16 protein-coding genes and 1 pseudogene are annotated in these 17872 nt (G+C 71.0%); 10 read left to right on the forward strand and 7 right to left on the reverse strand.

Annotated elements, in window-relative coordinates:
- Positions 1-41: 41 nt before the first annotated feature.
- Together ACIPWY_RS00430 and ACIPWY_RS00435 are read right to left on the reverse strand one after the other, a co-directional pair.
- Positions 42-2894: a glycosyl hydrolase family 95 catalytic domain-containing protein gene (locus ACIPWY_RS00430; RefSeq protein WP_393700204.1), complete on the reverse strand. Its 2853-nt coding sequence runs from the start codon at positions 2892-2894 to the stop codon at positions 42-44.
- Between the two features lie 202 nt (positions 2895-3096).
- Complete coding sequence (locus tag ACIPWY_RS00435) at positions 3097-3984, reverse strand: phosphotransferase enzyme family protein (protein ID WP_401531973.1); 888 nt, start codon at positions 3982-3984, stop codon at positions 3097-3099.
- Between the two features lie 190 nt (positions 3985-4174).
- On the opposite strand from ACIPWY_RS00435, the gene ACIPWY_RS00440 reads away from it, so the two are divergent.
- The 3 genes from ACIPWY_RS00440 to ACIPWY_RS00450 are packed head-to-tail and all read left to right on the forward strand — an operon-like array spanning position 4175 to position 7241.
- Positions 4175-5107, forward strand: a complete 933-nt coding sequence (locus ACIPWY_RS00440) for a sugar ABC transporter permease (protein WP_362899104.1) — start codon at positions 4175-4177, stop codon at positions 5105-5107.
- 17 nt (positions 5108-5124) lie between these two features.
- Positions 5125-5958: a carbohydrate ABC transporter permease gene (locus ACIPWY_RS00445; RefSeq protein ID WP_393700455.1), complete on the forward strand. Its 834-nt coding sequence runs from the start codon at positions 5125-5127 to the stop codon at positions 5956-5958.
- Complete coding sequence (locus ACIPWY_RS00450) at positions 5955-7241, forward strand: ABC transporter substrate-binding protein (protein WP_393700199.1); 1287 nt, start codon at positions 5955-5957, stop codon at positions 7239-7241. Before ACIPWY_RS00445 ends, ACIPWY_RS00450 begins: the two co-directional genes overlap by 4 nt.
- Positions 7242-7302: 61 nt before the next feature.
- Here ACIPWY_RS00450 and ACIPWY_RS00455 read toward each other — a convergent pair whose 3' ends face one another.
- The 5 genes from ACIPWY_RS00455 to ACIPWY_RS00475 all read right to left on the reverse strand — a co-directional run bounded on the left by ACIPWY_RS00455 (position 7303) and on the right by ACIPWY_RS00475 (position 11249).
- Positions 7303-8253: a PDR/VanB family oxidoreductase gene (locus ACIPWY_RS00455; protein ID WP_393700197.1), complete on the reverse strand. Its 951-nt coding sequence runs from the start codon at positions 8251-8253 to the stop codon at positions 7303-7305.
- On the reverse strand, positions 8250-8414 hold the full coding sequence (locus ACIPWY_RS00460) for a hypothetical protein (protein WP_165914601.1): 165 nt from the start codon (positions 8412-8414) through the stop codon (positions 8250-8252). Before ACIPWY_RS00460 ends, ACIPWY_RS00455 begins: the two co-directional genes overlap by 4 nt.
- Positions 8411-9478, reverse strand: coding sequence for a Rieske 2Fe-2S domain-containing protein (locus tag ACIPWY_RS00465; RefSeq protein WP_393700194.1), 1068 nt, complete (start codon positions 9476-9478; stop codon positions 8411-8413). Before ACIPWY_RS00465 ends, ACIPWY_RS00460 begins: the two co-directional genes overlap by 4 nt.
- Before the next feature lie 558 nt (positions 9479-10036).
- Positions 10037-10813: an IclR family transcriptional regulator gene (locus ACIPWY_RS00470; RefSeq protein ID WP_393700192.1), complete on the reverse strand. Its 777-nt coding sequence runs from the start codon at positions 10811-10813 to the stop codon at positions 10037-10039.
- A 10-nt stretch (positions 10814-10823) separates the two neighbouring features.
- Positions 10824-11249, reverse strand: coding sequence for a MarR family transcriptional regulator (locus tag ACIPWY_RS00475; RefSeq protein ID WP_362899094.1), 426 nt, complete (start codon positions 11247-11249; stop codon positions 10824-10826).
- Positions 11250-11446: 197 nt separating this feature from the next.
- Between ACIPWY_RS00475 and ACIPWY_RS00480 the strand changes: the two are divergent.
- The 7 genes and pseudogenes from ACIPWY_RS00480 to ACIPWY_RS00510 all read left to right on the forward strand — a co-directional run.
- Positions 11447-12083, forward strand: a pseudogene (locus ACIPWY_RS00480) (SDR family NAD(P)-dependent oxidoreductase); the annotation flags it as partial.
- A gap of 142 nt (positions 12084-12225) precedes the next feature.
- On the forward strand, positions 12226-12681 hold the full coding sequence (locus tag ACIPWY_RS00485) for a MaoC family dehydratase (protein WP_362899092.1): 456 nt from the start codon (positions 12226-12228) through the stop codon (positions 12679-12681).
- 68 nt (positions 12682-12749) lie between these two features.
- Positions 12750-13961: a macrolide-inactivating glycosyltransferase gene (gene mgt, locus ACIPWY_RS00490; RefSeq protein ID WP_362899090.1), complete on the forward strand. Its 1212-nt coding sequence runs from the start codon at positions 12750-12752 to the stop codon at positions 13959-13961.
- 237 nt (positions 13962-14198) lie between these two features.
- Positions 14199-15161, forward strand: coding sequence for a CDP-alcohol phosphatidyltransferase family protein (locus ACIPWY_RS00495; protein WP_401531974.1), 963 nt, complete (start codon positions 14199-14201; stop codon positions 15159-15161).
- A gap of 279 nt (positions 15162-15440) precedes the next feature.
- On the forward strand, positions 15441-16652 hold the full coding sequence (locus ACIPWY_RS00500; RefSeq protein WP_362899087.1) for a S8 family serine peptidase: 1212 nt from the start codon (positions 15441-15443) through the stop codon (positions 16650-16652).
- Positions 16653-16780: 128 nt separating this feature from the next.
- Positions 16781-17332: a DUF1697 domain-containing protein gene (locus ACIPWY_RS00505; RefSeq protein WP_362899086.1), complete on the forward strand. Its 552-nt coding sequence runs from the start codon at positions 16781-16783 to the stop codon at positions 17330-17332.
- Positions 17325-17690, forward strand: coding sequence for a DUF4440 domain-containing protein (locus tag ACIPWY_RS00510; RefSeq protein ID WP_401531975.1), 366 nt, complete (start codon positions 17325-17327; stop codon positions 17688-17690). Before ACIPWY_RS00505 ends, ACIPWY_RS00510 begins: the two co-directional genes overlap by 8 nt.
- Positions 17691-17872 lie beyond the last annotated feature (182 nt).

Below are 17872 nucleotides of genomic sequence, written 5' to 3' on the forward strand. Positions count from 1 at the left end.
GACTGCGTGAAGCCGTGAAGATCCCGCCGCCACGTGCCGCCCTACACGGCCACCCGCTTCCACTGCTGCGACGCCGCGCCCGTGTACGTCTGCTGGACGACCGCCGCCCCCGCCGCAGCCGAACCGCCCGCCGTCCCGAGGGACTTGCCCGTACGGACGCACACCAGGCGGACATGGCCGCCGTCGGTGGACTCCGCGCGCCAGTGCTGGTTGTCGGCGCCGGTGGCCCGGTACTGGACGACCGGGGCGTCCTCCGTGGCCTGGCCGCCGCTGACGTCCGCCGTCAGTCCGGAGTGCACATTGGTGAGGCGGTGGCCGCCGTCCAGGGTCTCGGCGAACTTCCACTGCTGCGCCGCGCCGCCCGTGCGCGCGCTCAGGACCAGCGGCGCGGACTCGGCGGTCCCTGACACCTCGATCGCCAGGCGACTGTCGGCCCGGTTGACGAGGACGTAGCGCTGTGACGCGTACGACGGGGTCAGGGAGATGCTCGCCCCCGGCTTCAGGGCGACGTCCTTCGACCAGGAGCCGGCCCGTACGCGGGTGGTGCGGCCGCCGGTCGAGGTGAGCCGGAGCTTCGTCGCGACGCCGTCCTTCCACTCCAGGTCGGCCGTGAATCCGCCGCGCACGCCGATGCCGGTGACCTTGCCCGAAGTGCCCCAGGCGACCGGCAGCGCGGGCAGTAGCTCGACGAGGCCCGGCCGGGAGTAGAGCAGCATCTCGATCACTGCGGCCGTCGCGCCGAAGTTGGCGTCGATCTGGAACACCGAGCTGCTGCCGCCCAGTTGGTAGATGTCGAAGAGATTGGGCGCGGTGCCGTTGCTGTGGTCGACGGAGGGGCGCAGGACGGTGCCGAGCAGCTGGTAGGCCTTCTCCGCGTCCTTCATCCGGGCCCAGCACAGTGCCCGCCACGCGCAGGCCCAGCCGAACGAGTCCATACCGCGTGCGGTGAGCCCCTTGTCGACGGCGACGAGGACGTCGTGCGGGCTGCGGTCGCGGCTGACGCGGTCGCCGGGGAACAGACCGACGAGGTGGGAGAGGTGCCGGTGCTGCGTCTCGCCGAGGTTCGCGCCGCCCATCCACTCCTCCAGCCAGCCCGTGGTGGGGCTGACGCGCGGCAGGTACAGCCTGTCCTGGAGGGCGGCGACGCGGCGGGCGTACGCCTTGGAGGTGCCGAGGGCCGCCGTGGCGGTGCGGAAGTTCTCGAAGAGCTGCCAGACCAGCTCCTGGGCGTACGTGATGCCGCGCGCGTCGGTCGGGCCGTGCTCCGGCGACCAGTCGTGGTCGTCGACGAGGACCTCGACGTCCGCCCCGGTCTTCGGGTCCTTCACCGTCGTCGTGACGAGCCGCTTCTCCCAGAACGCGCAGGCACTCTCCAGGAGCGGGAGGATCTTCGCCAGGTAGCGCCGGTCGAGGGTGAACTCGTAGTGCTCGAAAAGGGAGTTGCACAGCCAGGCGTTGCCCGCCGGGTGCCACCACCAGCCGGGGCCGCCCATCGTGTTGGTGGAGATCGCGGTGGTCCAGCCGGCGGTCTCGCCGCTGGTGTTGCGGAAGCCGTTGCGCGGGTCGTCGAACAGGTCGCGGGTGCGCTTCTCCCAGTGCGGGACCTGGGCGAGACAGTAGTCCGCGAGCGCGTCGAAGCAGTCGGGAAGGCCGGTCCTGTCGGTGGGCCAGTAGTTCATCTGGAGGTTGATGTCGGTGTGGTAGTCCGCCATCCACGCCGGGTCGTTCCGGTCGATCCACAGGCCCTGGAGGTTGAGCGGCAGCGAGGAGCGCGAGCCGCAGACGGTGAGGTAGCGGCCGAACTGGACGTACGAGGCCTCGAGTTCGGGGTCGGGGCGGCCGCCGGAGGCCTGCCGGGCCAGCAGCCGCTTGTCGGTGTCCAGGGCCCGCTGCGCGTCGGTGGACGCTCCCAGGTCCACGCTCATGGTGTCGAACAGGGCGCGGTAGTCGGCGACATGGGCGGCCAGGAGGCGGGTCGCGCCGAGCTTCGCCGCGGCGACGGTACGGGCGGTGGCGACGGCGCGCGGGTCGGCGTCGCGGTCGATGAACCCGTCGGCCCCGGGGGAGTAGGAGGTGCCGCCGCTCAGGACGAGGAGGACCTCGTCGCAGCCCTCGAAGGTGACCGAGGAGCCGCTCGCGCCGACCGTGCCGCCGCCGTGCGCCGCGGCCCGCGCGGCAGCCGCGTACGCGAGGCCGTTGTCGAGTTTCGCGGCGAAACCGGCGGATGCGGTGGCGGGGTCCACGGTGACCGGCTCGCCGCGCGTCCCGGTCAGCGTGAGGCGACCGCTCCAGGTGCCGCCGCCGACACGGGTGAGCCGGACGACGATCACGTCGTCGGGGTGGCTGCAGTAGGTCTCGCGCCGGAAGCGGGTGCCCCCGAGCTCGTACTCCACCGTCGTCACGCCGTTGCTGAGGTCGAGGCGCCGCCGGTAGCCGCTCACGGCGGACGGATCGTGTCCCGGCACCTCCAGATACGCCTTGACGAGGACACCGTACGAGCCGAAGTGGGTGGTGTCGTAAGGGAACTGGCCGTCCGACTCCAGTGCGTCGTTCGCCCCGCCCGACCACAGGGTGACGTCCGAGACGGACAGGACGTCGCGGGAGGGGTGTCCGGAGACGACGGCACCGAGGCGGCCGTTGCCGATCGGCAGCCCCTCCCGCATGAGCTGGTCCTCGGCGGCCGGGGACCCGTACCGCAGCGCGAGCGCGTCGGCCTCGGGGACGAGGCGTGGCGTGGCCGGGTGCCCGCCGGGTCTCGGCGCCGCCTGCGCCGTGAAGGCGGGGACCTGGCTCAGGGCCAGGAGAGATCCGATGGCTGAGCCGTATTTGAGGACGGAGCGGCGGGAGACGGCGGAGCCGGGTTCGGTGGAGCCGGTTTCGGGGTGCGCGGGCATCAGGTCCTCCAGGCAAGGGTCGGCCAACTCCGCCGTACCTTGCTCCAGGACCCCACCGCAGGAAAGAGATCGGATGAATTCGGAACGAAAGTCCAACAACTCCCGCCCGGGAGTCCAACCACCCATCCCCGGGCGGGAGTTCAACCGGTCCCACCACCCACTCCCGGGCGGAGGTTCCGTCACGCGCCCGGGACGGCCGCCCTCAGAACGGGTACCAGCGCACCGCGGGATCCCCGTCCCGCAGCGAGGCCACCCTGCGCTCGAACTCCGCGAGCGCCTTGGGGTTGGTCGGCGCGTGCTGGGCGACCCACGCGCAGCTCGCCGTCTCGCGCGCGCCGCGCAGCACGGCGCATCCGTCCCACTCCCGCACGTCCCAGCCGTACGTCCGCGTGAACGCGTCGTACGCCTCGGGGTCGAGGCCGTACCGGTCGCGGGAGAGCGCCATGACGACCAGGTCGTGCTCGCGCAGGTCCGAGGAGAACGTCTCCAGGTCGACGAGAACGGGCCCGTCCGGGCCGATGTGCACATTGCGCGGCAGCGCGTCCCCGTGGATCGGGCCCGGCGTCAGATGCGGGACGAGCGCCGCCGCCGCGTCCGCGAAGCCGTCGCGCCGCTCGCGCAGGTACGCGGCGTCGGCGGGGTCGATCGCGTCGCCCGCGAGCCGCAGCCACCGCTCGACGCCACCGAGCAGTTCGCGGCGCGGCAGCGCGACGGGCGGGGCGGGCAGGGCGTGCACGAGGCGGAGCAGTTCGGCCAGGTCGCGCGGCTCGGCGGGGCGCAGCGCGGCCGGAACGCGGTGCCACAGCGTCACCGGGTGGCCGTCCACGAGAAGCGGCTCGGGCCCGGCGGCCCGTACGGCCGGCACTCCCTGGTCGGCGAGCCAGCCCGCGACGGCGAGTTCGCGCCGGGCCCGCTCCAGGAGCTCGGGGTCGCGGCCCACCTTGACCACGAGGTCGCCGAGCGCGAACACGGCGTTCTCGCCGAGCGCGAGCAGCTCGGCCTCCTGCCCGTCGCCCTGCGGCCCGTCGCCCCGCTGCCCGCCGGGGATCCCCGCCGCCGCGAGCACCTTCCGCGCCTGCGCCTCGTCCATCACTTGCCTCCCGCCGATCCCTTGTTGCGGGCCCAGTCTCGCACCCGTTCCACATGCGCATACGCCCCGGTCGGCGCCGTAACGGACAACGTCGTGCGTACTGGCTTGACGAGTCACGGGTCCCTCAGCACGATGACGGAGGCCGCCGGGGCGGCCGGACCCCCACCAGTCGCCCGAAGGAGCCGGACACGTGACATTGGCGACCGCAACGACGCGGCCGGGGAAGCGCGCGCCGGGACCACCGGGCGGCGGGCGTCCCGCGGACCGCGCCTGGTTCCTGGTCCTGCCCGCCCTCATCCCGATCCTGGTGCTCAGCGTCGGGCCCCTCCTCTACGGCATCGCGCTGGCGTTCACCGACTCGCAGGCCGGCCGTACGGCGCCGACCCAGTGGGTGGGCGCGCTCAACTTCCAGGACCTGCTGCACGACACGCTGTTCTGGGACTCGTTCCGGATCGGCCTGCTGTGGGCGGTCGGGGTGACCGTCCCCCAGTTCCTGCTCGCGCTGGGCCTCGCGCTCCTGCTCAACCAGAACCTCCGGTTCCGCTGGCTGGCGCGGGCGCTCGCGATCATTCCCTGGGCGATGCCCGAGGTGGTCGTCGGCATCATGTGGCGCCTCGTCTACAACCCCGACGCGGGCATCCTCAACGAGACCATCCGCGACCTCGGCCTCGGCGACGGGCGCGACTGGCTCACCGGCCTGGCGACCGCGCTGCCCGCCGTGATCGTCGTCGGGATCTGGGCGGGCATGCCACAGACCACCGTCGCCCTGCTCGCCGGACTCCAGAACACCTCGCCCGAACTCCACGAGGCCGCCGCGCTCGACGGCGCCGGCGCCTGGGGCCGCTTCCGCGCCGTGACGTGGCCCGCGCTCAGGCCGGTCGCCCTCGCCATCACCGCGCTCAACTTCATCTGGAACTTCAACTCGTTCGCCCTGGTCTACGTCCTGACCAACGGCGGTCCGGGCGGCCGGACCCGGCTGCCCATGCTCTTCGCCTACGAAGAGGCCTTCCGCTACGGCCAGTTCGGCTACGCGGCGGCGATGGGCTGCGTGATGGTCGCGGTCATCTCGGTCATCCTCGCCTTCTACCTCGTGGGCCGGCTCAAGGGAGGCGACGAGCAGTGAGCCGTACCCGGACAGGCATCCGGCCGAGCAGGCCGGCGCGCGCGGGCCAGTACCTCGCGCTGCTCGCCTACCTCGTCTTCCTCGCGTTCCCGTTCCTGTGGCTGATCTCCACGGCGTTCAAGCCGCCCCGCGAACTCGCGAGCCTGCACCCCACGTGGATCCCCAAGGACCCCACGCTGGCCAACTTCCGCCAGGCCTTCGACGAGCAGCCCCTCCTGCGGGCCGCCGCCAACTCCGTGCTCGTCGCGGTCTGCGCGGCCCTGATCGCCGTCGTCATCGCGACCCCGATGGCGTACGTGATGGCCCGCCACCGCTCGCTGCTGTCCCGCGCGGCGACGGGCTGGGTGGTGGTCAGCCAGGCGTTCCCGTTCGTCCTGCTGATCATCCCGCTCTTCCTGATCCTGAAGAACCTGCACCTGATCAACTCGCTGCCCGGCCTGACCATGGTCTACGTCGTGTGGTCGCTGCCCTTCGCACTGTGGATGCTGGTCGGTTACGTCCGGGCCGTGCCGCCCGAGCTGGAGGAGGCGGCCGCCGTCGACGGAGCCGGAAAGCTGCGCACGCTCGTCTCCGTCACGGCGCCGCTGCTCGCGCCGGGACTGGTGGCGACGTCCCTGTTCGCGTTCATCACCGCGTGGAACGAGTTCTTCTTCGCGCTGGTCCTGATGAAGACCCCGGAGCGGCAGACACTGCCGGTGATCCTGACGCACTTCCTCGGCGCGGAGGGCGTCGCCGACCTGGGGCCGCTGGCCGCCGCCGCGTTCCTCGCGACCCTGCCGTCACTGGTGATCTTCGCGCTGATCCAGCGCAGACTCACCGGCGGGATGCTGGCCGGGGCGGTGAAGTCATGAGGCGCGTATCCCGGCTGGCCGCCGTCACCGCGGCCGTGGCCCTGCTGCTCACCGGCTGTTCCTCGGGCGGAACGGCCGACGACGGCAAGGTCACTCTCGAATTCCAGTCCCTCGCCTGGCAGAAGGAGTCCGTCGACGTCAACAAGCAGCTCGTGAAGGAGTGGAACGCGACCCACCCGGACATCCAGGTCAAGTACGTCCAGGGCAGCTGGGACAGCGTCCACGACCAGCTGCTCACCTCCTTCGAGGGAGGGGAGGCGCCCGACGTCATCCACGACGCCTCCGACGACCTCGCGGACTTCGCGTACGGCGGGTACCTCGCCGACCTGCGGGACCTGCTGCCCGCCCGCCTCAAGTCGGACATCCCGCCGCACAGTTGGGAGACCACGACCTTCGGCGACGGCGTCTACGGCGTGCCGTTCCTCCAGGAGCCGCGCGTCCTCATCGCCAACGCGAAGATCCTCGAGGCGGCGGGCGTACGCATCCCGACGCCCGCGAAGCCCTGGTCCTGGGACGAGTTCAGGACCATCACGAAGAAGCTGAGCGGCGACAAGAAGTTCGGCGTCGCCTGGCCGCTGAAGGAGCCCGTCTCGGCGACCCTCAACCTCTCCCTCTCGGCCGGCGGACGCATGTTCCACCGCGGCGCCGACGGCAGGGTGACGGTCCGCTTCGACGCCGCGGACCAGGTCGTGCCCCGCACGGTCCACGACCAGGTCGACACCGACGGCAGCGCCTCCGGCGCGACGCTCGGCATGGGCGGCTCCGACACGCTCCCCGGCTTCTTCGCCGGCAAGTACGCCATGGTCCCGCTCGGCTTCTCCTACCGCCAGCAGATCGTCCAGCAGGCACCGAAGGGCTTCGACTGGCAGGTCCTCCCGGCGCCCGCGGGCCGTGCCGGTCTGGCCCAGGGAGTCTCCCCGCAGACCCTGTCCGTGGCCGAGGACAGCCCGCACAAGAAGGAGGCCGCGCAGTTCATCGACTTCCTGCTCCGGCCGCCGAACATGGTGCGCCTCGCGCTCGGCGACTGGATGCTGCCCACCGGCACCGAGGCCCTCAAGGACCCGGCCCTGCGCACGCAGAAGAACGACTGGGCGACCGGCACGGCCCTCGCCGGGGACCTCCGCTCGGCCCCCGCGCAGTCCGTGCGCGGCTACGCGGAGTGGAAGGACAAGATCGCGACGCCCGCGCTCCAGGAGTTCTACAGCGGCTCGATCGGCCTCGGCGAACTGCGCAAGCGCCTGGTGAGGGACGGAAATCTGGTCCTCGCGAGGTATCAGCGGTAGACGGAGACGGGGGAGAGCCGGTCACAGGTCGAGGGCGGGGCGCGGGCCCCGGCAGAGTCGATCACAGGTCGAGGGCGAGGCGCCGGCCCCGGCAGCGCGAGACGCAGATCATCAGCGTCTCGCCCGCCGCCCGCTCCTCCGCGGTGAGCACCGAGTCCCGGTGGTCCGCCGTGCCCTCCACGATGTCGGTCTCGCAGGTCCCGCAGGTGCCTTCCGCGCAGGAGTACAGGACCTCGATCCCCGCCTCCTGGAGCGTGTGCAGGATGCTGCGGCCGGGGGGCACGGTCAGGGTGCGGCCGGAGCGCCGCAGTTCCACCTCGAAGGCATGGTCCGTGCCGCCGGCGCCGTCCGGCCCGTCCTGCGCGGGCCGGAAGCGCTCGGTGTGGGCGGGGCCCAGGGCCTCGACGGCGTCGAGGAGCGGTCCCGGGCCGCAGCAGTAGACCAGGGTGCCGTCGCCGTCCGCGTCCGGCGGGCCGAGATACCCGTCGAGGTCGAGGAGCCCCGTCTCGTCCTCCGGCGCGACGCGCACCTTCGTGCCGTAGATGGAGAGTTGGTCGAGGAACGCCATCGAGCCGCGTGTCCGGCCGCCGTACAGCAGGCTCCACTCGGCGCCCGCCGCCTCGGCGGCGGCCACCATCGCGAGGATCGGGGTGATCCCGATGCCGCCCGCCACGAAGCGGTAGCCGGGTGCGTCGTGGAGCGGGAAGTGGTTGCGCGGCCCCCGGACGCGCACGACCGTGCCCGGGGTCAGCTTCTCGTGGACGTACGCCGATCCGCCGCGTCCGAGTGGTTCGTGCAGGACCGCGACCGTCCAGGTGGTGCGGTCGGCCGGGTCGCCGCACAACGAGTACGGGCGGACCAGGCCGTCCGTCAGGACCAGGTCGACGTGGGCACCCGGTTCCCAGGGCGGCAGCGTCGCCCCCTCGGGGTGACGGAACGTCAAGGACGCGACGCCGTCGGCCTCTTCGGTGCGTGCGGCGACGACGAGGTCGGCTTCGTGGGGCGGGGTCACCGGTCGTCCTCCTGGTGATCGGGGTGGGACAGCATCCACTGCCACATCGCCACGGGGTCCTGTGTGTCGTGCTCGGCCCCGCAGTGGCAGATGCCGTGCAGTTCGTCGGTGCCGGGGACCCAGTCGACGCGGTACACCTCGGCGGTGGGCGGGCGGCTCATCGGGCGACGGTGCCGGGGGCCTGGGACCGCTCGCCCCCGGCGGCGAGACGGGACAGGATCCGGCGGGCGGCGAGGCCGCCCGTGTCGATGTTGATGCTGAGCTCCTGGTAGCCGGGGGGCTCGGTGTCCAGGGTCTTCTGGAGCAGGTTCAGCGCGTTCACGTCCTGCATGACGACCTCGTGGTTGAAGTCGCGCAGGAACGTGGACATCTCCTCGTCGCCGTGGCCGAAGTCGCGGGAGACGGCCCAGAAGTCGTAGACCTGGTTCCGCGTGGACGGGGTGATCGCGTAGGTGATCTCCACGTGGAAGGCGTCCGGGTCGGTGCCGTCCGGGTTCGGCAGGACGCCCTGCGGGGCGATGCGGCTGTGCAGCAGGTACAGGCACGGGGCGTGGTACTCGATGTCCTGCCAGCGCGTGATGCGGCCCTTGATTCCTGTGGAGTTGGCGTAGAACGGCGGACACTCGGCGTCGTCCATGTGGCGGCTGACGCGGACGATGCCCGCGCCCTCGTCGACCTCGGTCGTCATGGGGGTGTCGGCGACCTCGGGCGTGCCGATGTAGCCGCCGTGCAGGTACGTCTCGTGGGAGAGGTCCATCAGGTTGTCGACGAGCAGGCCGTAGTCGGCGTCGATGGGCTCCATGCCGCCGACCGTCGTCCAGTGTGCGGAGTCGGCCAGGTGCGGGGCCCGCGGGATCGTCGTCCGGTCGGCGAGGTCCGGGTCGCCGATCCACACCCACACGAAGGAGTCCAGCTCGGCCACCGGGTACGAACTCACCCTGGCGGTACGGGGGATGCGCTTCTGGCCGGGGACGTACACGCAGGTACCGGTCGTGTCGTAGGTGAAGCCGTGATAGCCGCAGACCACCTTGTCGCCGTCGAGCCTGCTCTGCGAGAGCGGGAAGCGGCGGTGCACGCAGCGGTCGGCCAGGGCGACGACCTCGCCCGTGTCCTCGGTCCGGTAGAAGGCGATCGGCTCGCCGAGGACGGTGCGGGCGAGCAGCTCCCGCCCGACCTCCGTCCCGTACGCAGCTACGTACCACTGGTTGCGCGCGAACTCGGACATGGCACTCCCGTCCCTGAAGGGCGAAGCGGCTCTGCTTCGCCGTGCCGTGGTGTGCCACCAGCGTCGTGACGGGGGCGAGGTCTCGGCAACGGCTCTTCCGCCGGGCGGAAGCCGGAGAATGTCGACGGTCCCCAATTATTGATCTTCAAAATTACTGCGCTCTGCATTCCACGCATTCGCCGGTACTCCCGTCGGCACCCCCGCACTCCGTTGCCCTGAACCTTCGACCCAGGGATGTCCCATGCCCGTACGGAGAATCACCGGCCGCTTCACCGCCGGAACCCTGATCGCCGGATGCCTCGCGGCCCGCTCGCCCTGAACTCCGTACCGGCCGGCTCACCACCCGGGGCGGCGGGACCCTACGCCCTGGAGGCGCTGGCCACGGCTACGCGATCGGGTTCGTCGTCCGCGGGGCGGCCGCGGCGCTGTCGGCGCTGCTCGTACTCGTCGCCCTGCGCCCGGCCCGGGGCGAGCGCCCGGGGAAGGGGCGGGGGAACGGCGCGGACACGGCCGTCAGGGACGCCGACAGTTCGGCCGCCGCGGTCTCCCCCTGACTTCTCAGGGCCGCCAGCCCAGCGCGCGCGAGATGCCGCGCCCCGCGAGCCGTACGGCCGGGACCAGCGAGTGCGGCTGCGTCCCGGCCGAGGGGACCACGAGCGAGACCGCGGCCACGACGTCGCCGCGCGGCCCGCGCACGGGCGCGGCCACCGAGACCGCGTCGTCGGTGATCTGACGGTCGGCCACCGCGCAGCCGGTGCGCCGCACCTCGGCCAGAGCGCGGCGCAGCCCGGCCGGGTCGGACAGGGTGTGCGGGGTGAAGGCGGCGAGCGGCCGCCCGCAGACCTGGTCCTGGAAGGACTTGGCGCTGTGGGCGAGGAGGACGAGCCCGACGCCCGTCGCGTGCAGCGGCCAGCGCGCCCCCGGACGGCTGCGGACGCCGACCGCGTGGCGGCCGGACAGCCGCTCGATGTAGACGACGTCGAGGCCGTCGCGCACCGCGAGATGCACGTTCTCGTGGGTCGCCTCGTAGAGGTCCTCCAGGAACGGCAGTGCGGCCTCGCGCAGCGCGGGGCCGCGCGGGGCCAGTGCCGCGAGTTCCCAGATCCGCAGCCCGACGTGGTAACTGCCCGCCGCGTCCCGTTCGAGGGCGCCCCACGCGGTGAGCTCGCCCACCAGACGGTGGGCGGTGGCCAGCGGGAGCCCGGCCCTGCGGCCGATCTCGGTGAGCGACAGCGCGGGTCTGCGGTGGTCGAACGCGCCGAGCACCGCAAGCAGCCGCTCCGCCGCGGAACGGCCGCGCGCCGCGCCCGCGGGGTCCTGCGACGGCTCTGCCATGTCCGGCGGGTCAGTCCCGGTCCGCATCCGCGACCCGCGCCAACAGGGCCTGCAGCGTGGCCCGTTCCTTGGGGGCGAGGGGTGCGAGGAGTTCGTCCGTGACGCGGCGACTGCCCTTGTCGGTGTCGCGCAGGACGTCCTTGCCCCGGTCCGTGAGGGCGACGATGCGGCTGCGCCGGTCGCCGGGCGCGGGCCCGCGCTCCACCAGGCCGAGATCCTGAAGGTCGTCCACGAGGCTCACGATGGCGCTCGGGTCGTAGCCGAGCCGGTCGCTCAGCTCGCGCTGCAGGGCGCCCTCCACGGTGGCGAGGTAGCGCAGCAGCGCGTAGTGCCGCAGCCGCAGGCCGAACTCTTCGAGCGTGGCGTTGAACAGCCGGCCCGAGTGCAGTCCGAGCCGGTAGAGGAGATAGCCGGTGTCGGCGTGCAGCGCGCGCATCCAGGGCGCCTCTTCGTCAGTGATGTCGGGCTCCGGGGTCGGTCCGTGCGGGCACGGGGTTGCGTGCGGTCGGCTCCAGCATGAAGGACTTCCAAGGCTTACGGCAACTATTGAAGACAACAATGATTGGTCCTAGCGTCCTTCTCGTCGGCCGGTACCCGTCCCCGGAAGGAACCTCAGTGCCTGACACACCCTCAATTTCCCTCTCCGGCAAGGTCGCCGTCGTCGCCGGAAGCGGCCGCGGACTCGGTCTCGCCTACGCCACCGCCCTCGCCCGGTCCGGGGCGAGCGTCGTCGTCAACGACATCGACGCTGACGTCGCCGCGCAGGCCGCCAAGGCGATCACCGAGGCCGGCGGCCGGGCCGTCGCCGAGGTCGTCCCCGTGGGCACCGCCGAGGCCGCCGAGCGCCTCGTCGGCCGCGCCGTCTCGGAGTTCGGCCGGCTGGACGTCATGGTCACCAACGCCGGAATCCTGCGCGACAGGGTCTTGTGGAAGATGATCGACGACGACTTCGACGCCGTCGTCACCACCCACCTCAGGGGCACCTTCACCTGCGCCCGAGCCGCCGCCGTGCGCCTGCGCGAGCAGGGCGAGGGCGGCAGCCTGGTGCTCGTCGCCTCACCGGCCGGCCAGCGCGGCAACTTCCGGGCAGACCAACTACGCGGCGGCCAAGGCCGGGATCGCGGCGATGGTGCGTACCTGCTCCATGGAACTGGCCCGCGCGGACGTCACCGTGAACGCCGTCGTGCCGGTCGCCGCGACCGCGATGACCGAGACCATCCCCGCCTTCGCCCCCTACGTCGACGCCCTGCGCGGCGGCGAACCGCTGCCGACGTCCGCCGCCTGCACGGGACTTCATGACCCGGAAGCACCCTGACCGGCGCCCTGACCGGCCCTCGCATCACCACCCGCATCACCACCCGCGTCAGCCCTCTCATCGCCACCCTCATCGCCACCCATCGAAGGAGCCCCGCATGGGCATCACCGTCAGCGGCCTGGCCGAAGTGAAGAAGCTCGCCGGAAGCGACCTGGGTTCCAGCGAATGGACCGACGTCACGCAGGAGCGGATCGACACCTTCGCCGACGCCACCGGCGACCACCAGTGGATCCACACCGACCCCGAGCGGGCCAAGGAGGGCCCGTTCGGCGCGCCCATCGCGCACGGTTATCTGACGCTCTCCCTCTTCATCCCGATGTTCACCGAGCTCCTGGACGTCGAAGGGGTTACCACCAAGGTCAACTACGGCCTGAACAAGGTCCGTTTCCCCGCCCCCGTGCCCGCGGGCTCCCGTATCCGCCTGGCCGCGCGCCTCGCCGCGGTCGAGGACGTGCCGGGCGGTGTGCAGATCACGGTCGACGGGACCGTCGAGATCGAGGGAGCGGCCAAGCCGGCGTGCGTCCTGCAGAGCGTCTCCCGGTTCTACGCGTAGACGCGGATGCCGGCGAGGGCGGCATAATTAACTTGCACGAGACGGTTCGTCTCGCTTACGGTGACGTCATGACCGTCCCCAGGAACGCCCATATCGCCATGTTCTCCATCGCCGCCCACGGGCACGTGAATCCGAGCATCGAGGTGATCCGGGAGCTCGTCGCCCGTGGGCACCGCGTCACGTACGCGATCCCGCCGCAGTTCGCCGACAAGGTCGCAGAGGCGGGGGCCGAGCCCAAGATCTGGCACTCGACGCTGCCCACCGACGGCGACCCGGACGCGTGGGGGACAGAACTGATCGACAACATCGAGCCCTTCCTCACCGACGCGATCCAGGCGCTGCCACAGATCGTCGACCTCTACGAGAACGACGAGCCGGACCTCGTCCTCTACGACATCACCGCGTACCCGGCCCGCGTGCTCGCCCACCGCTGGAACGTCCCGATCGTGCAGTTCTCACCGAACCTCGTCGCCTGGGAGGGCTACGAGGAAGAGGTCGGCAAGCCGATGTTCGAGCCGCTGAAGCAGACGCCGCGCGGCAAGGCGTTCTACGAGAACTTCGAGCACTGGATCCGGTCGAACGGCATCGACATCTCGGTGGAGGACTTCATGGGCCGCCCCGACCGCTGCCTCGTCCTCATCCCCAAGGCGCTCCAGCCGAACGCCGACCGGGTCGACGAGCGCCGCTACACCTTCGTCGGCGCCTGCCAGGGGGACCGCTCGGCGCAGGGCGACTGGCAGCGGCCGGCCGGCGCGGAGAAGGTGCTCCTCGTCTCGCTCGGCTCGACCTTCACCAAGCAGCCCGCCTTCTACCGTGCCTGCATCGAGGCGTTCGGCGGGCTCCCCGGCTGGCACATGGTCCTCCAGGTCGGCAAGTTCACCGACGAGAAGGAGCTCGGGGCGATCCCCGCGAACGTCGAGGTGCGCTCCTGGGTGCCGCAGCTGGCGATCCTGAGGCAGGCCGACGCCTTCATCACGCACGCGGGCGCGGGCGGCAGCCAGGAGGGCCTCGGCACCGCGACGCCGATGGTCGCGGTCCCGCAGGCCGTCGACCAGTTCGGCAACGCCGACATGCTCCAGGCGCTCGGCGTCGCACGCCACGTACCGATGGAGGAGGCCACGCCCGAAAAGCTCAGGGAGACGGTGCTCGCCCTGGTGTCCGACCCCGAGGTGGCGCGCCGCCTCCAGGAGATCCGGGCGGAGATGGCGGGCGAGGGCGGCACGCCGCGCGCGGCCGACCTCGTCGAGCAGGAAGGCGGCCTGGTGGCACGCGAGGTGTGACGGGAAGGGCGGCCTGGTTCCACGTCAGGCGTGAAGTGATCGCGCACATCAGGTAACGGTCGGGTCATTCCATAACGCTCGGGTAACGCAGGTGGTGCCTGGCGGAGTCATCGATTTGGTCATGGGGTTCGACCGTTACCCCCGGCCAAAGGTTGCACGCAGCGCTACTTGAACCTTGCGTGAACGACTTCCTAGCGTGAGTTGAACTCACCTCGAACGCCAGGAAGTTGACCAGCCATGCGCCGAGACATACCGCCCCTCCACGAGGTGCGCCGCATCACCCAGAAGAAACGCGACGCGTGGTGGACCGTGCTGCTCGTCGACCCGGTGGCCACACCGCTGGTGCGGCTCACCGCGATGCGCACGAGGATCACCCCGAACCAGATCACCTGGGGCGCCTTCGTCCTGGGCCTCGGCTCCGCCGTCTTCTTCTGGCTGGGCGACTGGCGCTGGCTCATCGCCGGCGCCGTCGTCTACCACCTGTCCTTCATCCTCGACTGCATGGACGGCAAGGTCGCACGGCTCACCGGCCAGGGGTCCGTCTTCGGCGCCTGGCTGGACTTCGTCTTCGACCGCATCCGCGTCATGGTGTGCGGGGTCGCGCTCATGGCGGGCCAGTACGAACGCACCGGTGACGAGCTCTACATCTGGCTCGCCCTGGCCGTCGTAGGCCTCGACACCCTGCGCTACATCAACTCTCTGGAGATCTTCAAGATCCGCCACTCCATGCGCAAGCAGATCAAGGAGCGGGTGAAGGAGGCGCGGCGCGCCGAGAACGAGGCCGAGCTGGCCTTCATGGAGGACCTCCTCCGTGACAACCCCGAGGCGGACATCGAGCAGGATCTCCAGAAGGCCCGCACGGCCGAGGGGATCGCACCGGAGGCCGCACCTCGGCCCGCGCCCCAAGTGGTCGACCTGCACCAGGAGTTCAGGAGCCGATTCCCCGTATACCTGCGGATGCGCTCGTTCCTGCTGCGGCACCGCATCCGGACCCATCTGATCAGCGGGATCGAGTTCCAGATGGGCGTCTTCTTGATCGGCCCGCTGATCGACCAGGTCCTGTGGGCGACGATCGTCTCCGGAGCGTTGCTGCTCGTCTTCGAACTCGCCATCATCTACAAACTGTTGCTGTCGATCCGCGACTTCACGCGCACGATCGACTCGTTCGCGGAGCGCGGCCGGCGGGCCGCGGCGGCCTGAACGTGAGGGGGCTGCCCCGCCGGACCCGATGGTCCGGCGGGGCAGCCCCAATCCATGGGCAATTCCCGGGGTCCGAAGTGTCGGCCGAAGCCCGAATTGTTATTACAGAGACTTGTTGAACAAGTCACAGCTGTATGTAGGTCTTGATCTGGTCGCGTCAATCGGCCAGTGTTTCGTGCCAACCCCCGGAGATCTTCCGGAGATTGCCGGGGGATGGTTGAGAACCATCAGCAAACCCCCCACAAACCCCCCACAGAAACCACGAGGAGACCCCTCTTCATGGCAACTCATAAGCGTGCCCGCAGCACGGTCAAGCTCACCGCGGCGATAGCCACCGCTGCCACCGCGGTCGGAGTGACTCTCTTCGCGGGCTCCCTGGCCGGCGCCTCGACCCCCGCCGAGGGCAAGGTCTACGGGCTCGACGCCAAGGGCGCCGTCTCCGGCAGCTACATCGTGCTGCTGGACCAGAAGACGGACAAGAACGGCAAGCAGGACCTCGCCAAGGAGTACGGCGGCAAGCTGAAGCGCGCCTACTCCTCCGCCGTCAACGGATTCTCCGTGAACGACCTTTCGGAGACCGAGGCCAAGCGCCTCGCCGCCGATTCGTCGGTCGCCAAGGTCGTCCAGAACAAGAAATTCCACATCGACGCGACCCAGGACAACCCGCCGTCGTGGGGTCTCGACCGCATCGACCAGGCCGACACCGCGGGCGACAACAAGTACACCTACCCGGACAGCGCCGGTGAGGGCGTGACCGCGTACGTCATCGACACCGGCGTCCGCATCAGCCACAAGGACTTCGGTGGCCGCGCCACCTCCGGCTTCGACGCCATCGACAACGACGACAACGCCGACGACGGCAACGGCCACGGCACGCACGTCGCCGGCACCATCGCCGGTGACGCGCACGGCGTCGCGAAGAAGGCGAAGATCGTCGCCGTCCGCGTCCTCGACAACGAGGGCTCGGGCACCACCGAGCAGGTCGTCGCGGGCATCGACTGGGTCACCAAGAACCACCAGGGCCCGTCCGTCGCCAACATGTCCCTCGGCGGCGGCGCCGACGAAGCGCTCGACGCGGCCGTCCAGAAGGCCATCGCCTCCGGCGTCACCTTCGCGGTCGCCGCGGGCAACGAGTCGACCGACGCGTCCGCCGGCTCCCCGGCCCGCGTCAAGGAGGCCATCACCGTCGCCTCCTCCACGAAGGACGACGAGCAGTCCGACTTCTCCAACTACGGCTCCGTCGTGGACATCTACGCCCCCGGCTCGGACATCACCTCCGACTGGAACACCGGCGACGACGCCACCAACACCATCTCCGGTACGTCGATGGCGACCCCCCACGTCGTGGGCGCCGCCGCCGTCTACCTGAGCGGTCACCCGGACGCCACCCCCGCGGACGTCTCCAAGGCGCTGACCGACGGCGCGACCCCCGACAAGATCTCCAACGCGAGCGAGGGCACGCCCAACAAGCTCCTCAAGGTCGTCGAGTAGCACGAGCACACCCCTGACCGGCGGCCGCCGTGCCCTCCCCCACGGGGCGCGGCGGCCGTCCAGCGCTGCCCTCCGGCCCCGCGCGAATCCGGTCAGGGCCCGAAGGCAGCAGGCTCTATCGTGTCCCCATGGCGACAAAGGCGTACGCGGCACTGCTCCGCGGCATCAATGTGGGCGGCAGCAGAAAAGTCCCGATGGCGCGGCTTCGCCCCCTGATCGAAGGGCTCGGGCACGGCGACGTACGGACGTATCTCCAGAGCGGCAACGCGACGTTCACCAGCGGCCACGGCGACGAGGAGAGCCTCGCGGCCGAACTGAGCGCGGCCATCGAGAAGGAGTTCGGCTTCGCCGTGGACGTGATCGTGCGCGACCACGCCTACCTCGCGTCGGTCGTGGACGCGTGCCCCTTCCCCGCCGACTCGCTCGAAGGCAGGCAACTGCACGTCACCTACTTCTCCGGTCCCGTCGACCCCGAGCGGTTCGCCTCCGTCGACCCGGCCGAGTTCACCCCCGAGGACTTCCGGCTCGGCCCGCGCGAGCTGTACCTGTACGCCCCCGACGGCCTCGGCCGCTCCAAGCTCGGCGCCGTGCTCTCCCGGCCGGCCCTCAACAAGGGCCTCATCGCCACCTCCCGCAACTGGAACACCGTCGTCAAGCTCGCGGAGATGACCGGTGCCTGAACTGGACGCCGCCGTCGAGGCCGCCATCGAGGGTGAACTGCGGCTCCTCGACCCGGCGGTGCGCCGCTCCGCGGAGCTCCTCGGCGCGCTGCTGCACCCCGACTACTTCGAGTTCGGCGCCTCGGGCCGCCGCTGGGACCGCGCCTCGATCATCGCCGAGATCTCCTCGACGACCGAACCGGGCGTACGGCCCCTCACCGTCTCGCGGATGAAAGGCGTGCGACTCGCCCCCGGGCTCGTCCACCTGACCTTCGACACCGACCGCAACGGCGCCTGCGCGCACCGCAGTTCACTGTGGCGGCAGTCCGACGAGGACTGGCTGCTGTACTTCCATCAGGGGACGCCGTACAGCCGGTGAGCCCGTCGAGCCGGGTCAGCTCTTCGACCGGAGCCCCCTGGATCGGGCTGTAAGCCGCCGCAGCTGAGACGGACGGTGACAGCTCGCACGAAGCCGGCCGGGTCCATGACGGTCGCGGACCTCGTGGCGGCGGCCGACGCGGGGACAGCCCTTGGCCTGTCGCATTTCTTCAAGCCGCCGGC

The organism is Streptomyces sp. NPDC090032 (genome assembly GCF_044748025.1).
Taxonomy (GTDB): Bacteria; Actinomycetota; Actinomycetes; order Streptomycetales; family Streptomycetaceae; genus Streptomyces.